This window comes from Casimicrobium huifangae (assembly GCF_009746125.1).
Classification (GTDB): domain Bacteria; phylum Pseudomonadota; class Gammaproteobacteria; order Burkholderiales; family Casimicrobiaceae; genus Casimicrobium; species Casimicrobium huifangae.
Window position 1 is genome coordinate 2,988,885 of record NZ_CP041352.1, and the last position, 18,237, is coordinate 3,007,121.

Genomic DNA, 18,237 nt, shown 5'->3' on the forward strand with positions numbered 1-18,237 from the left:
TCTTGCTCCTCAGGCGTGTTGCATTGACTGAGTGGCATCTGCCGGCGCATCCAGCCAGTCCACCTTGTTCATCTTGCGCACCACCACGAATTCGTCGCGATTGGTGCCGATGGTGCCGTAGTAGTTGAAGCCGTATGAAAGCTGGGCGTAGCCGCCAATCATGTGGGTCGGTTTCAGCACGATGCGGGTGACCGAGTTGTGAATACCACCACGGATACCGGTGATCTCCGATCCCGGGGTGTTCACAATCTTTTCCTGCGCGTGATACATGAGCGTCATACCCGGATTCACCCGCTGGCTCACTACCGCGCGCGCAGCGATTGCTCCGTTCACGTTGAATAGTTCAACCCAGTCGTTGTCGACGATACCCGCCTTCTTTGCGTCATCTTCAGACAACCAGATCACCGGACCGCCGCGATTGAGCGTCAGCATGTGCAGGTTGTCGCTGTAGGTGCTGTGGATACCCCACTTCTGGTGTGGCGTGATGAAGTTGAGCAGGATCTCGGCGTTGCCATTCGGCTTGATGTTGTGAATCCCGGCTGTCGTCTTCAGGTCAACCGGAGGTCTGTAACTGGTGAAGCCCTCGCCGAAGGCACGCATCCACGGATGATCCTGGTAGAACTGCTGACGACCGGTCAGCGTGCGCCACGGGATCAGCTCATGCACATTGGTGTAGCCAGCGTTGTAGCTGACCTTTTCGCTCTCCAGACCAGACCAGGTAGGCGAGCTGATGATCTTGCGCGGTTGCGCCTGGATGTCACGGAAGCGGATCTTTTCATCCTCACGATGCAGCGCCAGATGGGTGTGATCCAGGCCGGTCTGCTTGCCGAGCGCATCCCACGCCTTGACGGCGACATGACCGTTGGTTTCCGGCGCCAGTTGCAGGATCACCTCGCAGGCGTCGATATCGCTTTCGATTTTCGGCATGCCGCAGGTCACGCCTTCAGCCGTCACCTCGCCATTGAGTTCAGCCAGTTGCTTGACCTCATCCTGGGTGTTCCAGGCGATGCCCTTGCCGCCGTTGCCCACCTTGTTCATCAGCGGGCCGAGTGCCGTGAATCGCTTGTAGACGTTCGGATAGTCGCGCTCGACCACCGTCATCTGCGGTGCTGTCTTGCCCGGAATCAGATCACACTCGCCCTTCTTCCATTCCTTGACCTCGAACGGCTGCGCCAGCTCGGCGGGGCTGTCGTGCATCAGCGGTGTAAGCACCAGCTCCTTCTCGACACCGAGGTGACCGACACAGACTTCACTGAATTTTTTGGCGAAGCCCTTGTAGATATCCCAGTCGCTGCGTGACTGCCACACCGGATCCACCGCTGTTGACAGAGGATGAATGAACGGGTGCATGTCGGACGTATTGAGATCGTTCTTCTCATACCACGATGCCGTCGGCAGCACGATGTCCGAGTAGAGGCAGGTAGTGCTCATGCGGAAGTCAAGCGTCACCAGCAGATCCAGTTTGCCTTCCGGCGCCTGCTCATGCCAGGTGACCTCCTCAGGCTTGGCCTCGTCGCTGCCAAGGTCCTTGCCCTGGACACCATTGCTGGTGCCGAGCAGATGCTTGAGGAAGTACTCGTGCCCCTTGCCGCTGGACCCAAGCAGGTTGGAACGCCAGACAAACATGTTGCGCGGCCAGTTCTCTGGGGCATCTGGATCCTCGCAGCTCATCTTGAGCCGGCCTTCCTTCAATGCCTGTGTGGCCCAGACTTTGGGATCGGCACCGGCGGCGGCGGCATCGCGCACCACCTGCATCGGATTGGTCTGCAACTGTGGCGCACTGGGCAGCCAGCCCATGCGCTCGGCCCGCACGTTGTAGTCGATCATGCTGCCGCCGAACTTGGATTTCTCCGCGAGCGGCGACAACACCTCTTCCATACCGAGCTTCTCGTAGCGCCACTGATCCGTGTGAGCGTAGAAGAAGCTGGTGCTGTTCTGCTGCCGCGGCGGGCGGATCCAGTCGAGCGCAAACGCGAGGGCCGTCCAGCCCGTTTGCGGCCGCAACTTTTCCTGGCCAACATAGTGTGCCCAGCCACCGCCGCTCTGACCAATGCAGCCACACATCATCAGCATGTTGATGATGCCGCGATAATTCATGTCGCAGTGGTACCAGTGGTTCATCGCAGCGCCGATGATGACCATCGACTTGCCGTGCGTCTTGTCCGCGTTGTCAGCGAACTGCCGTGCAACCGTGATCACCTGCGCACGGGGCACGCCGGTGATTGCCTCCTGCCAGGCGGGCGTGTAGGGGGCGGTGTCGTCGTAGCTCTGTGCGGCCTGCTCGCCAGCGATGCCACGCGCGACACCGTAGTTGGCGAGCTGGAGGTCGAACACCGTGGCAACCAGGGCGTCGCGTTTCTCGCCTTCCTTGCCAAGCATGATGCGCCGCACCGGCACCGTGCGTACCGAGACGTCGTCGCCCGGCTGGTGCGGGAAGTGTTCACTTTCGATACCACCGAAGTACGGGAACCCCACGCGCGCAGTCTGATCGCTTGGCGCTTCACCTTCCAGCACCGACAGCTGCAGCTTCACGTCGTTGCCGTGGCGCGCTTCCTTGGATTCGAGATTCCACTGGCCTTGATCGGCCCGGCCTTCTGGCCCCCAGCGGAACCCGATGGAACCATTCGGTAGCACAACCTTGCCGTCCTGATCGAAGGCGACCGTCTTCCACTCGGAATTGTTCGCCTGCCCAAGCTTGCCGTTGAAGTCAGAAGCTCGCACATAGCGATCCGGCACCAGCACCGTTTCACCACTGGCCATCGTGTGCTCCTTCAGCAGCACCAGTAACGGCAGATCGGTATAGCGGCGGGCGTAATCGTCGAAGTACGCCGATCGCTTGTCGACGTAGAACTCTTTCAGGATCACATGCCCCATCGCCATCGCGAGTGCGGCATCGGTACCCTGTTTCGGGTGCAGCCAGAGGTCACAGAGCTTGGAAATCTCCGCGTAGTCCGGCGTCACTGCCACGGTTTTCGCGCCCTTGTAGCGGACTTCAGTGAAGAAGTGCGCGTCCGGTGTGCGCGTTTGCGGGACATTGGAGCCCCACGCGATGATGTAGGTCGAGTTGTACCAGTCTGCCGACTCCGGCACGTCGGTCTGCTCGCCCCAGATTTGCGGGCTTGACGGCGGCAGGTCGCAGTACCAGTCGTAGAAGCTCATGCAGACGCCACCGATCAGGCTCAGATAGCGGCTGCCGGCAGCGTAGCTCACCATCGACATCGCCGGAATCGGCGAGAAGCCAATCACGCGATCCGGGCCGTACTTCTTGATCGTGTAGACGTTGGCTGCTGCGATGATCTCGTTGACTTCGTCCCAGCTGGAACGTACGAAGCCACCGAGACCGCGCACCTGCTGGTAGCTGCGTCGCGTCTCGTCATCGCTGACGATGGACGTCCATGCCGCTACCGGGTCGTGCTTCAGCCGCGCTTCACGCCAGGCCTTGAGCAAACGGCCGCGCACCATCGGGTACTTGACCCGATTGGCGCTGTACAGGTACCAGGAGTACGACGCGCCGCGAGCGCAGCCGCGCGGCTCGTGGTTCGGCATGTCCCAACGCGTGCGCGGGTAGTCCGTTTGCTGCGTTTCCCAGGTGACGATGCCACCCTTGACATAGATCTTCCACGAACAGGACCCGGTGCAGTTCACGCCATGGGTGCTGCGGACAATCTTGTCATGCGCCCAGCGGTTGCGATAGGCGTCCTCCCACGTGCGGTCTTCACCGGTGGTCACGCCGTGATCGTCGGCAAAGGACTCGCGCGGCTGCGAGAAGTAGGTCAGTCGGTCGAGAAAATGGCTCATGAAACGGCCCTCAACAATGGTGAATGGGTGTGGTCAGATCAGGGGTTCTTGACGTACGCGTCGCGGCGCAGGTAGAACCACCAGTTCAGGATCAGGCAAACGCCGTAAAAGATTGCGAAGCCGTACATCGCCAGTTGCGGCGTGCCACGCTTGATCTGGTCGCCGATCACGACCGGAGCGATGAAGGCGCCATACGCCGCAACAGCAGACGTCCAGCCCAGCACCGGGCCCGCCTGCTGGCGGTCAAAGATGACGCCGATGGTGCGGAAAGTGCTGCCATTGCCGATGCCGCTCGCAGCAAACAGCAGCAGGAACAAGCCGAGGAAGGTCGGGAAATACTCTTCCGGCTTTGCGGAGCCGTAAGCCTGCATCATCACGTAGCCGACAGCCACCGAAGCCACCACCATGATCGCTGAAATGATCTGGGTGACGATGGAACCGCCCCACTTGTCCGAGATCCAGCCGCCAATCGGGCGCACGGCGGCGCCGATGAACGGGCCCATCCAGGCGTAGGTAAATGCCGACGGTGCATTCGGATTCTTCAGCGTGTGCTGCATCACGCCGGCGGCGTCTGGCACATGGCTGATACCGAAGATCACCGTGATGGACAGCGGCAGTGCCATCGAGAAACCGATGAAGGAGCCGAAGGTGACGATGTAAAGCGCCGTCATCGACCAGGTGTGTTTGTCTCGGAAGATGGCGAACTGCTTGGCGATGTTCTCCTTCATGGTGCCGAATGCCGCCAGCTTCATGATCAGCAGTGCAGCAATGATGTCGAGCGGGATCGCCACCCACATGTTGAGCAGACCGAGGCCCGTGGGCTTCGGCAGGTAGAGGTAGAGAATCGCGATCGACGGCACAAACGCCAGTGTGTAGAGATAGGTGATCTTGGCGAATGCGGTGATCGGGTTCCCTGTATTGGGTGATACCGTCTTCAGGTTGTTCATGCCCCACCAGCAGGCGATCGACAGCGGCACCAGCGAGAGCACCCAGGCAAACCCGGCGTTCTGGATCCAGGTAGGCGTACCGGCAGCAATCTTGCCGAAGATCCAGCCACTGTCCTTCTTGAGCACCATCGCGTCGCCACCAAAGGCGCCGAACAGGCTGATCGTCATCACCAGCGGAATGACGATCTGCATGGTGGTGACGCCGAAGTTGCCGATGCCGGCATTAAGGCCGAGCGCGGTGCCCTGCAGGCGCTTGGGAAAGAAGGTGCTGATGTTCGACATCGAGCTGGCAAAGTTGCCGCCGCCCACGCCGGACCAGAGCGCCATCAGCTGAAACGCCCACAGCGGCCACTCGGGATGCTGCAGGGCGATACCAGTACCTATCGCCGGGGCGAGCAGCATGGCAGTGGTCAGTGCAATCGTGTTGCGGCCGCCTGACAGACGGATCAGAAACGACGCCGGGATGCGCATCGTCGCGCCGGAAATGCCGGCGATCGCAGTCAACGTGAAGAGCTCAGCCTGGGTGAAGGGGAAACCCAGGTTGAGCATCTGCACGGTGATGATGCCCCACATGCCCCAGACGGCGAAGCCGCAGAGCAATGCAGGAACCGATAGCCACAGATTGCGATAGGCAATCTTCTTGCCGGTAGCGTCCCAGAACTTCTCGTCCTCGGGCCGCCAGTCGGCGACGTCACCCCGGCCCGCTGCTGCGGGCGTCGCGGTGATGGTTTGATTCGCGGTTGACACGATTGTCTCCTCAAAAATTCGCTACTTGACGCCGGCCGAACTGCTGCGCGGCCCCATCACTTCGGTACGGCGCACTTCCGTCCAGTACATCCATATCAGCGACACCCAGACCACGCCATACATCAGCATGAAGGCGCTGGAGCGAACGCCCGTGATGTCCATCAGGGCGCCGAACATGATCGGCAACACGAAGCCGCCAAGGCCACCGGCAAGCCCGACGATGCCGCTGATGGTGCCGATGTTTTTCGGATAGTCGTCGCTGATGTACTTGAACACGCTGGCCTTGCCGAATGCCCAGGACACACCGAGCACGGCCATCAGGGCGGTAAAGGTGTAGACATTGAGGCCGATGTGAAACGTCTTCGCACCGTTCACCGTGTTGACGGTGAAATCGGTCTGCGGATACGAAAGCAGAAACAGGCAGATCCAGCTCACCCACATCACCCACCAGGTGACGCTGTGGGCACCGTACTTGTCCGACAGCCAGCCACCAATCGCGCGCAGCACGCCGCCGGGCAGCGAGAAGCATGCGGCCAGCAGTGCGGCAGCCCGGATGTCCAGGCCATACTCACCGACGTAGTACTGCACCATCCACAGGCTCAGCGCAACATAGCCGCCGAACACGATGCTGTAGTACTGGCAGTACTTCAGCACTTTGGGATCCTTCAGCGCCTTCAGTTGTTCGGTGAATTTCGTGTTCGACGCCACTAGATGCGACGGATCGCTGTGGCTGAACAACCAGAAGATGATCACGGTACCAAGCATGATGGCGGCGTAGACCTGCGGGACCATCGTCCATCCGAAGGCCACCACGATGGCAGGCGCTACAAATTTGTTAACCGCAGCGCCCGAGTTGCCGGCACCGTAGACACCCATTGCAAAGCCCTGCTGCTTCTTCGGAAACCAGCGGGCAACGTAGGGCGTGCCAACCGAGAAGGAACCGCCCGCGAGGCCGACAAAAAGGCCAATCACCAGGAAGTGCCAGTACTCCGTAGCGTACGCCATCAGCCAGATGGCCGGCACGGTGCAGGCCATCAGGATGGTCATGACGATACGGCCGCCGTACTTGTCAGTCCAGATACCGAGTGGCACCCGAATCAGCGAACCGGTCAGCACTGGCGTCGCCGTCAGCAGGCCGAACTCGGTCGCGTTGAGGTTCAGTGCTTTCTTGATCGGAATACCGATCACGCCGAACATCATCCACACCATGAAGCAGACGGTGAATGCAAGTGTGCTTGCAATCAACACCGAAAGCGCTTTCCCTCTTTGTTCCATCATTTGCACTCCTGGCAATCGATGGAAGAGATTTTGGGATTCAGGCCGCGTTTGCGGTATCCCCCAGAAGACGCATCATGCAGCGGCTGGAAGGACTATTCCGAGACGCCCGCGTATAGTCCGGAAGAACTACTCCGGCAATCGCCCAACTGAACGTTGCGGCAGATCAAGTCTGCAGATGGCTGGTCGCGATAACGGCGGCCTGCACGCGGGACGCCACATTGAGTTTGCGCAGCACATGCTGCACATGAATCTTCACCGTCGGTTCAGCGATACCGAGCTGGCGTGCGATCACCTTGTTGCTCTCGCCCCGCGAGATCGCGCGCAAAATCTCCAGTTCGCGAGGCGATAGCTGTGCCAGCGGCGACGATCCTGGTGGAATCGTCACATCGTCAGTCGCTGCGGCGGGCGCGCCGCCAGCTGACGCCGCCCCGCGATAGACAGCGACCAGCTTGCTGGTCATTTCGTCCGCCACCACGCTTTCGCCGCGCATCACCCGCAGGATGGATGCAACGAGTGCGTCGGCATCCATCGTCTTCAGCAGATAGCCGTTGGCCCCCGCACGCAGCGCCGAGGCGAGGTCATTTTCATCCTCACTGACCGTGAGCAAAATGATGCGGACATCCGGCAGTGCCGCCTTCAGCGCGGGCACGGCGTCGACGCCATTCACACCCGGAAGATGGTTATCGAGCAGGATCAGGTCCGGTCGCAGCTCCTCGGCGCGTCGTTGTGCCTGGCCGGCGTCGCCAGCGTCGCCTACCACTGCGAGCTCGCTGCTGCGCGAGAGGATGGCGGTAAGCCCGCGCCGGAACAGCGTGTGGTCGTCAACCACCAGAATGCGCACGGGCTTCACGGTCGGGCCAGCGGACGACGGGGAAACAGCAGTATTCATTGCACAGTCAGTAGCGCAGACGGGATCAGGCAACCATTCTGGCAGCAATCACGCTGGCTTCCGAATCGGCCCGGCGCCGTTCTCCCGTCGGCAGCGTGGCCTCTGCCCCTGCGGCAACCGCAGATACAGCGCGTGCCTCAGCCGGCAGCGTCAGCACGACCGACGAACCATGGCTGGGCGTGGAGAACACTTCCAGCGTGCCGCCAATCCGCTCGGCGCGCTCCGCCATGATGCGCATGCCAACGTGGGTTTCGTCCAGTTTGCCATCGCCCGGGGTGAAACCACGTCCGTTATCGCGCACTTCGAAGCGCCACTGCGGTTGCTGTTGTACGTCCAGCCACACGCGCGTCGCCCGCGAGTGCTTGCGCACATTCGAGAGTGCCTCCTGCACCACATGCAGCACCTGCAATTGCATGTCCGGTGCCAGCGGAATGCCGTGCCCCTGCATCGAAAGCTCGGTGCGGATGCCGCTCTGATGTTCGAACTTGCGCAGCGTTGTCTGCAAAGCCGGTTCAATGTCTTCTTCACTGGCACGCGTGCGGAAATGCAGCAGCAGTTCGCGTACATCGCTGTAGCTCTCGCGTACACCTTCGTCGATTTCGCCCACCACCTGGGCGATCAGTTCAGCATCGCCGCTCGCCTGGGCGTCGCGCAGCAACTGCACCTGCATCTTGAGAAAGGCCAGCGACTGCGCAATCGAATCGTGCAGCTCGCGCGCGAGGAAATTTCGCTCCTGCGCCACAGCTGCTTCGCGCTCCAGCGCTCCCAGGCGCAGGTTTTCCATCGCGGCGGCGAGATGGGTGGCGAGCGCCTCGAGCAGCGAGCGTTCGGCCTCGGACAGGTCGTAGTGCGCGTGAAAGAAGAGATCAATTTCGCCACGAATCTGTTCGTGATGTCGCACCGGTACACAAACAACCGTACTGAAGCCAGCCTTCTCGCAATGCGGCAGGTGCGTCGGATGATCCGCGCGGATCGGAATGACCCGCGCCCCGGGCGGCGCCGAAGGCATGCCGCAATTGCACTGATCCGCCATCAGGCAGTGCTCCTCGGCTGACATGGCCTCCGGCAGGCCGGTCGATGCCAGCATCACGTACTTTTCGTTGTCCTCGTCGGACCAGCGCAGCGCCGCACCGTCAGCATGCACGACCTTGGCGACCTGTTCCACGAAGCCACGCGCCAGCGCCTCCAGCGTAGTGGTGGCGGCTACCAGCGCGGTAAAACCGTACAGCGCCTCCAGCCGCGAGCGCTTCTCTTCAAGCTGGGCGGTTTTTTCGGCCACCTTGCCTTCAAGGTTGCGGTACATCGACTCGAGATGCTCCGCCATGCCGTTGAAGCCGCTGGCCAGCGTTGCGAATTCGTCGTTGCCCACCGCACTAACGCGAGCCCCGAGGTCACCGCGCTGAATCTGCTCGGTCGCCCGCTTGAGCTGCCCAACCGGTTCCAGCACAAACAGATACCCGGTGTAGAGCAGCGCCGAAGCACCCAGCACGGCGAGTGCCATGGTCGCCAGTTGCAGCAGGTGCAGCATCGCCGTCCAGCGCGACATGTGGCGCTCAATGGCGACGACGAGCCCGTCGATCTGCTGCACAAATGATGCTGTCGTCGCCCCGAGCTGCGGATTCGCGGTCGTCGATATGGTTGGCCGGAACGCCTGCCACGCAGTTTCGACCGCGGCATAGCGCTCAATGACCTGCTCGTCCCAGGGCACGAACAATGGCCGCTCGGGATCACCATTGCGCAGCAATTCGACGCTGCGCTCGAACTCGCTGATATGCGCGCGCAGGCTCACCGGATCGTTGGCCGCCTGTGCCAGCGACATGCGATATGCCTGCATGCGCATGCGACCGGCCTCGTTGACGGCAGCCGCACCGCCATCAAGCTGCCAGGACACCCAGAGCGTCAGCGAAATCGCGAGCAAGGCCAGCAGCAGGAACGGCGTTGCCACCAGTCCCAACTTCGCGCCCAAGCTCCAGTAACGTCGATTTCGCATCCGGCGAGTCTAGCCCCGGCGGACTGCGCCTGGTTGACTGGTCGCAAAAATACCGCAAATCCAGGATGCCCACAGTACATCTTTTTCAGGAAACGACCTCTGAACAGGGCTCGTAGCCGCAAAATGCCATAAGTCGACATTCTGGAAAAATCAACCTCCAGCCCATTACATACGCCATTTCACCAGAAAGCTGAAAGCCGTGAGCTTGATGCGGCAAGCTGGCTCGCGCCGCCCGGACTAGCCCAGCATGCCCTGGTGTTTGATGAAGGCGACGATTTCGTCGACGCCCTTGCCCGTTTTCAGGTTCGAGAACACGAACGGCTTCTTGCCGCGCATTTTCTTTGCATCATGATCCATCACTTCAAGTGAAGCGCCAACGTAAGGCGCGAGATCAATCTTGTTGATCACCAGCAGATCACTCTTCATGATGCCGGGGCCACCCTTGCGGGGAATTTTCTCGCCCGCGGCAACGTCAATCACGTAGATCGTCAGATCGCTCAGCTCCGGCGAAAACGTAGCAGCAAGATTGTCGCCACCGCTCTCAACGAAGATCACGTCAAGCCCCGGAAAACGCTTGTTGAGGCGGTCCACGGCTTCGAGGTTAATCGAGGCATCTTCGCGGATCGCCGTGTGCGGGCAGCCTCCAGTCTCGACACCGATGATCCGGTCGGCTGGCAACGCCGCGTGGTCGACGAGGAACTGCGCATCTTCCTTGGTGTAGATGTCGTTGGTGACGGCCGCGATGTTGTGCGACTCCCGGAAGCGGCGGCACAGCTCCAGCGTCAGCGCCGTCTTGCCGGAGCCGACCGGGCCGCCGATGCCGACGCGCAATGGACCATGCTGCGGACCGTGTTGGGGGGTATCGTTACTCATGAGCGGAACAACCTTGTGTACTGCGTTTCGTGTTTCATCTGGGCGATGGCTAGCCACGGCGACGCACTGGACCAGTCGTCCTCGCGCTCGCCAAGCTTTATCGCTAACTGCACTGCGGACCCTACCGCGCCACCCGGCGTCGCCAGAGCGAAGAGCAACTTCTGCGCTGCGATCTGCCCCATCGGCAGCGCCTTCGCCAGCACCATCACCTGATTCTCGGCAAAGCCAAACAGATAGCCGGTGAGGCCATCGGCGACGGTGAGGTCACTGGCGACGGCCGCGAGGCTCGCCGCAACCGGCGCAGTGACCGACTCGATCGAAGCGAGCGTCGTGCGCTGCACGTCGGTGAGTGGTGCCACTTCGCGACACCACGCGGCATAAGAGAAGCCAACCTGTGCCGTCTCGGCGCGTGGTTCCGTTGACTCGCGCGAAGCGCGAAATTCGGCATTCAACCGGTTTAGCGAGGCGGCATCGCCAGCAAGCCACGCACGATGACAAGCCGCATAGACCGGCGCCTCAAAACGTGCCACGACCAGTGCCAGATGATCCTCGATCCAGCGCTGCGCTGTGGCGGCGTCGTGCACATCACCGCACTCGATGGCCCACTCGAGGCCCTGCGAGTAGCTGTAAGCGCCAACAGGTAGCGCAGGCGATGCGAGCTGCAGCAGGCGAGGCACGCCGGGCATCGCTATCGGTCCTGATTGCGGGGTGACAGACCGTCGTGAATGCGGCCGCCGTGGCCTTCATCGTCGTGCGAGTGGTGGACATGGCTATGGCCATAGGCCCCGCTCTCTGGCTGGAAGCCGCGCCGAACTTCAGTCACGCGGCCGCCGAGGCCCTCGACCATCGCCCGCAGCACATGATCGGGCAGCATCAGCAAGTGGTCATCTTCCACTTGCAGCGGCACATGCCGGTTACCGACGTGATAAGCGATGCGCGCAAGTTGCGTGACGTTTGCGGCACGCACTTCATGCAGGCTTTCGTCCGCTGCGATGACTTCGACAATGCGGCCATCATCCAGCGCGAGCTTGTCGCCATGTGACAGCATGGTGCCGACCTTGAGCTGGATGCCAATCTCTTCGCCGCTCGCGAGCGCGACGCGCAGCCGCGAGCGTTCGCGCTGGTCGAAGGTCAACTCGACCGACTCGACGGCCTGGATTTCGCGGGGGACGAGGTGGGTGGCTAGTTGCATAGGGCGGTCAGTATCGTGGCGGCGCGGACAACCCCTCTGCCGGCTGCACCGACATCTCCCCTACGGTGTAGGGGAGACAAGTCGGAAAGCCTCCCCTGCGCAGTAGGGGAGGTGTCGCGAAGCGACGGAGGGGTCAATCGATGGCGCTCGGAGCGGGGCATCGTCATCGCTACTAAAACAAAAAATATCGCTGCGCCATCGGCAGCACTTTCGCCGGCTCGCAGGTCAGCAACTGGCCATCAGCCCGAACTTCATAGGTCTCAACATCAATCTCCATGTGCGGCTGGTACGCGTTGAGCACCATGTGCGATTTGCGGATCTTGCGGATGTTCTTCACGGCAACGATGTTTTTCTGCAGACCGTACTTCTTCGCCACACCGAGCTTCATTGCGGCCTGCGACACAAAGGTCAGCGACGACGACTGCAACGCCTTGCCGAAGGCGCCAAACATCGGGCGCCCATGCACTGGCTGCGGCGTCGGGATCGAGGCGTTGGCATCGCCCATCAGCGACCAGGCAATCTGACCGCCTTTCAGAATCATAGACGGTTTGACGCCGAAGAACGCCGGCCGCCAGATGACGATGTCGGCCCACTTGCCCTCTTCCAGCGAGCCCACCTCGTGTGAGACGCCGTGCGAGATCGCCGGGTTGATGGTGTACTTGGCGACGTAGCGTTTGACGCGATGGTTGTCGTTGCGCGATTCGCCATCGACGAACGCTGGCTTCTTCGCCTCGGGCGCCAGCCAGCCGCGCTGCACCTTCATCTTGTGCGCCGTCTGCCAGGTGCGGGTGATGACCTCGCCCACGCGCCCCATCGCCTGCGAGTCGGACGACATCATCGAGATGGCGCCAAGGTCGTGCAGGATGTCCTCCGCGGCTATCGTCTCGCGGCGGATGCGCGATTCGGCGAACGCCAGATCCTCGGCAATCGCCGGATCGAGATGGTGGCACACCATCAGCATGTCGAGATGCTCGTCAATCGTATTGACGGTGTAAGGCATCGTCGGATTCGTCGACGACGGCAGGAAGTTGTCGCTGCCGATCACCCGGAGGATATCCGGTGCATGACCACCGCCCGCGCCCTCGGTATGAAAGGCGCAGAGGCCGCGCCCACGCGTGGCAGCGATGGTGTCTTCGACAAAGCCCGATTCGTTCAACGTGTCGGAGTGAATTGCCACCTGCACGTCGTACTTGTCGGCAACCGTCAGGCAGTTGTCGATGGCCGCTGGGGTGGTGCCCCAATCCTCATGCAGCTTGAGGCCGATCGCGCCGGCCTCGATCTGTTCTGCAATTGGCTTTGGCTGGCTGATGTTACCCTTGCCGAGGAAGCCGAGATTCATCGGGAAGGCATCCGCTGCACGCAGCATCTCGCGCATGTGAAAGATGCCCGGCGTCACAGTCGTCGCACTCGTGCCTGCTGCCGGCCCGGTGCCGCCACCGATCATGGTGGTGACGCCGCTCGCGAGTGCTTCCTCGATCTGTTGCGGGCAGATGAAGTGGATGTGGCAATCAATGCCACCGGCGGTGACGATCATGCCTTCACCAGCGATCACCTCGGTTGCGGCGCCAATCGGCACCGTGACGCTCGGCTGCACGTCAGGGTTGCCGCCCTTGCCAATCTTCCAGATGCGGCCGTTCTTGAGGCCAATATCGGCTTTCAGAATGCCAAGCTTCGCGTCAACAATCAGTGCGTTGGTGATGATGGTGTCAGCCACTTTGGCGGCAGGCAATTGCGACTGGCCCATGCCGTCGCGGATCACCTTGCCGCCGCCGAACTTGACCTCTTCACCATAGGTCGTCAGGTCGCGCTCGACCTCGATGAACAGGTCGGTATCGGCAAGCCTGACGCGGTCGCCCGTAGTCGGGCCAAACATCTCGGCATAGGCGCGGCGGGAGAGTGTGCTCATCGCTTGCCTCCGGCTTTCTTTGATGCCGGCTTCTTGCTGGCGGGTTTCTTCGTCGCCGTTTTTCCAGCTGATTTCGCTCTGGCGAGCGGCCCCATCACCTTGCCCTGAAAGCCATAGACCGTGCGGCTCCCGGCGAGTTCGACCAGCTCGACGGTGCGCGATTGTCCTGGCTCGAAACGCACCGCCGTTCCCGCCGCGATGTTGAGGCGCATGCCCCGCGCGGCGGTGCGGTCAAACTGGAGTGCGTTGTTGGTCTCGAAGAAGTGATAGTGCGAGCCAACCTGGATCGGTCGGTCGCCGCTGTTCGCGACTGCGATCGTCTGCGTCTTGCGTTTGCTGTTGAGTTCGATGTCGCCATCAAGCGTGAGGATTTCGCCGGGGATCATGCTTGCCTCACTGGATGGGGGAGTGAACCGTCACCAGCTTGGTGCCGTCCGGGAACGTCGCTTCGACCTGAATATCCGGAATCATCTCGGGCACGCCTTCCATCACGTCGTCGCGTTTGAGGATAGTGGCGCCATAGCTCATCAGCTCCGCCACGGTACGCCCATCGCGCGCGCCCTCGAGCACAGCGGCGGTGATGAAGGCAATCGCCTCGGGATGATTGAGCTTGAGACCGCGCGCACGGCGCCGTTCGGCCAGCAGCGCCGCCGTGAAAATCAGCAGCTTGTCCTTTTCTCTCGGGCTTAGATCCATCGTCAATCCTGGTCAGGTGCTCCAGATGCGGGGCAGTTGCGGCTCACGCGCAAACACCTGCAATCGTATGCTTTTCCAGACAGCAATCAGCAAGTTGCGTACCGCCTCCGGCGCATCGCCGATGGCCTTGACCACAATCAGCCCCTCATCCGGCGCCGACGCTGCCGCCAGTGGCTCACCCGCCAGCGCATCGCGCACCTTTGCCAGCACCACGTCGGTGCCACCGCCGTCAGCGACACCGCCCAAGGCAATCCATGCCGTGGCCATCACCGGCAGGCCGCGCAGGCCCAGCGGCGACGTCAGCAACGGATCGTTGCCGACCAGATGCATGGATTCGCGCCATAACGGTGCATCGCTGCCGGCACGCACCAATCGGATGCCTTGCCGGAACTCGCCGCTCGCAAACCGCTCGCCGCGCGTTGTGCGGCCCAGGCACAGCATTTCCCAGCCGAAGAAACGCGCCGTTGGTGCCAGCGCGATGGTGAACAGCTGCTGCGCGCGTGCACCGTCGTAGGCCATTGCCTCCTGCGGAAGCCATTCGAGCGAGGCACCGTCGGCCACGGTGAGATGAGTCTCCGCCGACGCCGTCCGGCCCGACGAGCGATACCACTTCTGTGCGCCCGGCGTGGTGATCAGGGCGCTGGCACCGGCATCTACCTTGACTTCGACCGACAGGCTGTCGCCCTCGACGATGCCGCCTGGCGGATGCACCAGCACTGCGTGGCACACGGCATCGCCCTCAGGATAGAGTGGCTTCAGCACGCGCAGCGGGCCCACATGACTGCGTTCGCGCAGCACCGTGCGCGACGCGCCCGCGAGTGTCGTCGCTTCAAATCGCAGCTTGAGCTGTGCCGACCATCCAGCCTGGAGCCCCTCCCCCCCGGTGGGGGAGGGGTTGGGGAGAGGGGGATGGGTGCGAGCGGAAACATCGCTACTCCCCGTGGTTACGCCCCCCTCCCTTGCAGGGCGCACGCCGGCAAGCATGCCGGCGTCGTTACGCGGGCGAGGAGCAGGCTCTTCGAAACCCCCGCTACACCCCCTAGCCCCTCCCCCACGAGGTGGGAGGGGAATAATTAAGCCTTGCGCCACTTCAGCACCACCATCGCCAGCACGCCTGCCACCAAACCCCAGAATGCACTGCCGATACCAGCAAGGGACAGGCCAGACGCGGTGACGAGGAAGGTGATGATCGCGGCTTCACGGTCGCCCTCATCTCTGGTGGCGGCGGCGAGGCCATTGCCGATGGTGCCCATCAGCGCAAGGCCAGCAAGCGCGATGATCAGCTCTTTCGGGAAGGCCGCGAACAGCCCGCCAACGATGGCGCCGACCAGCCCGATCAGGCAATAAAACACTCCCGCCATCACGGCAGCGGTGTAGCGCTTGTCGCGGTCCTCGTGCGCCTCCGGTCCCATCGAGATGGCGGCGGTGATGGCGGCGAGGTTGAGCGTATAGCCGCCAAACGGCGCGAATATCAGGTTGATCACGCCGGTGGTCGTGATCACCGGCGACACCGGTGTGTCGTATCCCGACGCGCGCATCACCGCCACGCCGGGCATGTTCTGCGACGCCATCGTCACCAGAAACAGCGGCAGCGCGAGGCCGATGATGGCCGGTAGCGAAAACTCCGGCGTCACCCACACCGGCGTTGCCCACTCCACACTCACCGCGGCCCACTTGAGCGAATCGGTCATCAGCGCGCAGGCCACGCCCACGGCGAGCACGCCCACCACGCCATAGCGCGGCCAGAAGCGCTTGCCCAGCAGATGCGCCGCAAACATCGTGAGCACCATCACTGGCGCCGATTTGACGCCCACGAAGGCCTCGATACCAAAGCGCAGCAACACGCCCGCCAGCATCGCCGAGGCGATCGCCACCGGAATACGGTTCATCAGCCGCTCAAACAGCCGTGTCGCGCCCGCAAGGACGATCAGCACTGCACAGACGACGAAAGCCCCGATCGCCTGCGCCATCGTCAATCCCGCCACGCCCGTGGCGCTGGTTGCGATCAGCGCGGCACCCGGCGTGGACCAGGCCGCGACCACTGGCTTTTTGTAGTAAAGCGACGGCAAGATAGTGGCCAGTCCCATGCCGAGGCCAAGCGCCCACATCCAGGAGTTGATCTGCGCCTGATTCGCCCCGAGCGATTGCGCCGCCTGGAACACCAGCGCCCCAGTGCTGGTGAAGCCGACGAGGACGACGACGAAGCCGGTGACGACGGCGGAGAGGGACAAATCGCGGAAGAAGGACATGCGGTGCAGGGCAGGAAAGCGAACGCCATTGTTGCAGAGCGATGCAGCGGATCGCTTGCCGCTGCGCGCATCATGCCGGCTTGGCATCAGTCAATCTCGGGCCAGTCAACTTTGTGGTGAAAGCCTTATTCGCATTGGGCTAAGGCAGTCAAATCGTGGAAAGTCGACTATGCGCCGTTTCAGCCAATTAGCCCTTTATGAATATGGCTTACGCCGCCAAGCTGACCACCGAACAAGGCTAAAAACCGGTCAGCGCGGCGCCTTCGCTGCTTTCCGCTCACGATGGTAAGTCAGCGCCATCGCGATGCAGATCCGTAGTGCCTCGACGGCGATCTCGTCGCCCTGCTCAAACACCAGCGCGCGGTTGCCCTCGTAACGGAACGCGGTCGGGAACATCGTCTTGAACGAATCGACCAGCGTGGTCTGGCAGTTGAAATACATCGCGTATTGCGACGGCTGCTTCGGCCGCCACGCGATGCGCACGGTGCTGCCACTTTTGCTGTCGGCAGTTGCAAAGGCAGGTTCACCCCATTTCAGCGACTCCTCCAGCGGTCCGACGCCGGGTGTCTTTGCGGCGACCATGCATACGATCTCGCGCAGCGCCAGCACGCGCTGACGGATCACTGGCGGATATTCCGCGAGCTTCATCGCCACTGCTTGAGGCAGTGCTGGTGGCTCGATGCGCGCGAGCGATGGCGATGACTTTGGCATGGGTAGATTTTGCAGCGCAACGGCGAACCTGCCAACAGGCAATACTTGAGCTGTGGCAGCGTTGCACGCGGCAAACCCACTCCCCAAGTCAAACTCATTTGCCGTTTGAAATCGGAGCACTAACCGGCGACAAATGGCAGCCGCTATCCTTGCGCCACGCAACAAGGAGGAAGTTCGCCATGACCGAACACGTCACCATCGCCGTTGACGGGCCGATCCTGACCCTGACACTCAATCGCCCCGACAAGAAAAACGCGCTGACCAATGCGATGTACGGCGCACTCGCTGACGGCCTGCAGCGCGCCCAAGACGACGCGGCCATTCGTTGCGTGCTGCTGCGCAGTTCGAGTGACTGTTTCACGGCGGGCAACGATCTGGGTGATTTCGCGGCCATTTCCGCCGGCGCGGGCCCCGCCGAGCGTCACGTCAACCGCTTTCTGCACGGTCTCGCCGCTGCCGACAAGCCGATCGTTGCCGCCGTGCACGGTCTCGCCGTCGGCGTCGGCACCACCATGCTGCTGCACTGCGATGTCGTCTGTGTCACCGAGCAGGCGCGGCTGACCACGCCGTTCGTGAATCTCGCTCTTGTCCCCGAAGCGGCGTCGAGCCTGTTGATGCAGGCGCGTATCGGCTACGCCCGTGCCTACAGCCTGTTCGCGCTCGGTGAGCCCGTCGATGGCAAGACTGCCGTCGAATGGGGTCTGGCGCGGCATCTGGTGGCGCCGGAGGCACTGCACGCCAAGGCACTGGCGGTGGCGCACACGCTGGCCGAGAAGCCGATCGGTGCCCTGCGCGCCACCAAGCGCCTGATGCGCGATGCAGCACTCATCGCGCAGACGATGGACCGCGAAAGCGCTGTCTTTGCCGAGCGCCTGAAGAGCCCGGAGGCCGCCGAGGCGTTCCGCGCCTTCGCCGAGAAGCGGGCGCCGGATTTCAAGCGCGTCGCTTCCTGACAATTCGC

The 18,237-nt window shown here is 62.2% G+C and carries 15 protein-coding genes; 1 reads left to right on the forward strand and 14 read right to left on the reverse strand.

Going from position 1 to position 18,237, the window contains the following annotated elements:
* Window positions 1-9: 9 nt before the first annotated feature.
* The 14 genes from FKL89_RS13470 to FKL89_RS13535 form a co-directional block, all read right to left on the reverse strand.
* Window positions 10-3,798, reverse strand: a complete 3,789-nt coding sequence (locus FKL89_RS13470; protein ID WP_156863305.1) for a nitrate reductase subunit alpha — start codon at window positions 3,796-3,798, stop codon at window positions 10-12.
* Between the two features lie 38 nt (window positions 3,799-3,836).
* Window positions 3,837-5,492, reverse strand: a complete 1,656-nt coding sequence (locus FKL89_RS13475; protein ID WP_156863306.1) for an MFS transporter — start codon at window positions 5,490-5,492, stop codon at window positions 3,837-3,839.
* 21 nt (window positions 5,493-5,513) lie between these two features.
* Window positions 5,514-6,767: an MFS transporter gene (locus FKL89_RS13480; protein ID WP_156864698.1), complete on the reverse strand. Its 1,254-nt coding sequence runs from the start codon at window positions 6,765-6,767 to the stop codon at window positions 5,514-5,516.
* Between the two features lie 166 nt (window positions 6,768-6,933).
* Window positions 6,934-7,659, reverse strand: a complete 726-nt coding sequence (locus tag FKL89_RS13485; RefSeq protein WP_156863307.1) for a response regulator — start codon at window positions 7,657-7,659, stop codon at window positions 6,934-6,936.
* Between the two features lie 25 nt (window positions 7,660-7,684).
* A complete protein-coding gene (locus tag FKL89_RS13490; protein ID WP_156863308.1) occupies window positions 7,685-9,649 on the reverse strand; it encodes a type IV pili methyl-accepting chemotaxis transducer N-terminal domain-containing protein in 1,965 nt (654 codons plus the stop codon).
* A 237-nt stretch (window positions 9,650-9,886) separates the two neighbouring features.
* A complete protein-coding gene (gene ureG, locus FKL89_RS13495; RefSeq protein ID WP_156863309.1) occupies window positions 9,887-10,522 on the reverse strand; it encodes an urease accessory protein UreG in 636 nt (211 codons plus the stop codon).
* Window positions 10,519-11,208: an urease accessory protein UreF gene (locus FKL89_RS13500; RefSeq protein ID WP_156863310.1), complete on the reverse strand. Its 690-nt coding sequence runs from the start codon at window positions 11,206-11,208 to the stop codon at window positions 10,519-10,521. Before FKL89_RS13500 ends, ureG begins: the two co-directional genes overlap by 4 nt.
* 2 nt (window positions 11,209-11,210) lie before the next feature.
* On the reverse strand, window positions 11,211-11,714 hold the full coding sequence (gene ureE / locus FKL89_RS13505; RefSeq protein ID WP_156863311.1) for an urease accessory protein UreE: 504 nt from the start codon (window positions 11,712-11,714) through the stop codon (window positions 11,211-11,213).
* A 172-nt stretch (window positions 11,715-11,886) separates the two neighbouring features.
* On the reverse strand, window positions 11,887-13,620 hold the full coding sequence (gene ureC / locus FKL89_RS13510; protein ID WP_156863312.1) for an urease subunit alpha: 1,734 nt from the start codon (window positions 13,618-13,620) through the stop codon (window positions 11,887-11,889).
* The gene (locus FKL89_RS13515) at window positions 13,617-14,006 is read right to left on the reverse strand and encodes an urease subunit beta (RefSeq protein ID WP_156863313.1); all 390 of its coding nucleotides are present in this window, start codon (window positions 14,004-14,006) and stop codon (window positions 13,617-13,619) included. Before FKL89_RS13515 ends, ureC begins: the two co-directional genes overlap by 4 nt.
* A 7-nt stretch (window positions 14,007-14,013) precedes the next feature.
* Entirely contained in the window at window positions 14,014-14,316 is a 303-nt protein-coding gene (locus FKL89_RS13520) for an urease subunit gamma (RefSeq protein ID WP_156863314.1), read from the reverse strand.
* A gap of 12 nt (window positions 14,317-14,328) precedes the next feature.
* Entirely contained in the window at window positions 14,329-15,078 is a 750-nt protein-coding gene (locus FKL89_RS13525; RefSeq protein ID WP_238363358.1) for an urease accessory protein UreD, read from the reverse strand.
* A 311-nt stretch (window positions 15,079-15,389) separates the two neighbouring features.
* The gene (locus FKL89_RS13530) at window positions 15,390-16,565 is read right to left on the reverse strand and encodes a benzoate/H(+) symporter BenE family transporter (protein WP_156864699.1); all 1,176 of its coding nucleotides are present in this window, start codon (window positions 16,563-16,565) and stop codon (window positions 15,390-15,392) included.
* Between the two features lie 249 nt (window positions 16,566-16,814).
* The gene (locus FKL89_RS13535; RefSeq protein WP_156863316.1) at window positions 16,815-17,276 is read right to left on the reverse strand and encodes a DUF1801 domain-containing protein; all 462 of its coding nucleotides are present in this window, start codon (window positions 17,274-17,276) and stop codon (window positions 16,815-16,817) included.
* Between the two features lie 179 nt (window positions 17,277-17,455).
* Here FKL89_RS13535 and FKL89_RS13540 point away from each other — a divergent pair, with 179 nt between their 5' ends.
* Window positions 17,456-18,229 carry an enoyl-CoA hydratase-related protein gene (locus tag FKL89_RS13540; protein WP_156863317.1) on the forward strand — a complete coding sequence of 258 codons (774 nt, stop codon included), beginning with the start codon at window positions 17,456-17,458 and terminating at the stop codon, window positions 18,227-18,229.
* The last annotated feature ends 8 nt before the right edge of the window (window positions 18,230-18,237 follow it).

What these genes read in the sequence shown, in the direction of transcription:
- FKL89_RS13470 (WP_156863305.1), bottom strand. Translation starts at nt 3,798, where the DNA reads ATGAGCCATTTTCTCGACCGACTGACCTACTTCTCGCAGCCGCGCGAG.
- FKL89_RS13480 (WP_156864698.1), bottom strand. Translation starts at nt 6,767, where the DNA reads ATGGAACAAAGAGGGAAAGCGCTTTCGGTGTTGATTGCAAGCACACTT.
- FKL89_RS13485 (WP_156863307.1), bottom strand. Translation starts at nt 7,659, where the DNA reads ATGAATACTGCTGTTTCCCCGTCGTCCGCTGGCCCGACCGTGAAGCCC.
- FKL89_RS13490 (WP_156863308.1), bottom strand. Translation starts at nt 9,649, where the DNA reads ATGCGAAATCGACGTTACTGGAGCTTGGGCGCGAAGTTGGGACTGGTG.
- ureG (WP_156863309.1), bottom strand. Translation starts at nt 10,522, where the DNA reads ATGAGTAACGATACCCCCCAACACGGTCCGCAGCATGGTCCATTGCGC.
- FKL89_RS13500 (WP_156863310.1), bottom strand. Translation starts at nt 11,208, where the DNA reads ATGCCCGGCGTGCCTCGCCTGCTGCAGCTCGCATCGCCTGCGCTACCT.
- ureE (WP_156863311.1), bottom strand. Translation starts at nt 11,714, where the DNA reads ATGCAACTAGCCACCCACCTCGTCCCCCGCGAAATCCAGGCCGTCGAG.
- ureC (WP_156863312.1), bottom strand. Translation starts at nt 13,620, where the DNA reads ATGAGCACACTCTCCCGCCGCGCCTATGCCGAGATGTTTGGCCCGACT.
- FKL89_RS13515 (WP_156863313.1), bottom strand. Translation starts at nt 14,006, where the DNA reads ATGATCCCCGGCGAAATCCTCACGCTTGATGGCGACATCGAACTCAAC.
- FKL89_RS13520 (WP_156863314.1), bottom strand. Translation starts at nt 14,316, where the DNA reads ATGGATCTAAGCCCGAGAGAAAAGGACAAGCTGCTGATTTTCACGGCG.
- FKL89_RS13530 (WP_156864699.1), bottom strand. Translation starts at nt 16,565, where the DNA reads ATGTCCTTCTTCCGCGATTTGTCCCTCTCCGCCGTCGTCACCGGCTTC.
- FKL89_RS13535 (WP_156863316.1), bottom strand. Translation starts at nt 17,276, where the DNA reads ATGCCAAAGTCATCGCCATCGCTCGCGCGCATCGAGCCACCAGCACTG.
- FKL89_RS13540 (WP_156863317.1), top strand. Translation starts at nt 17,456, where the DNA reads ATGACCGAACACGTCACCATCGCCGTTGACGGGCCGATCCTGACCCTG.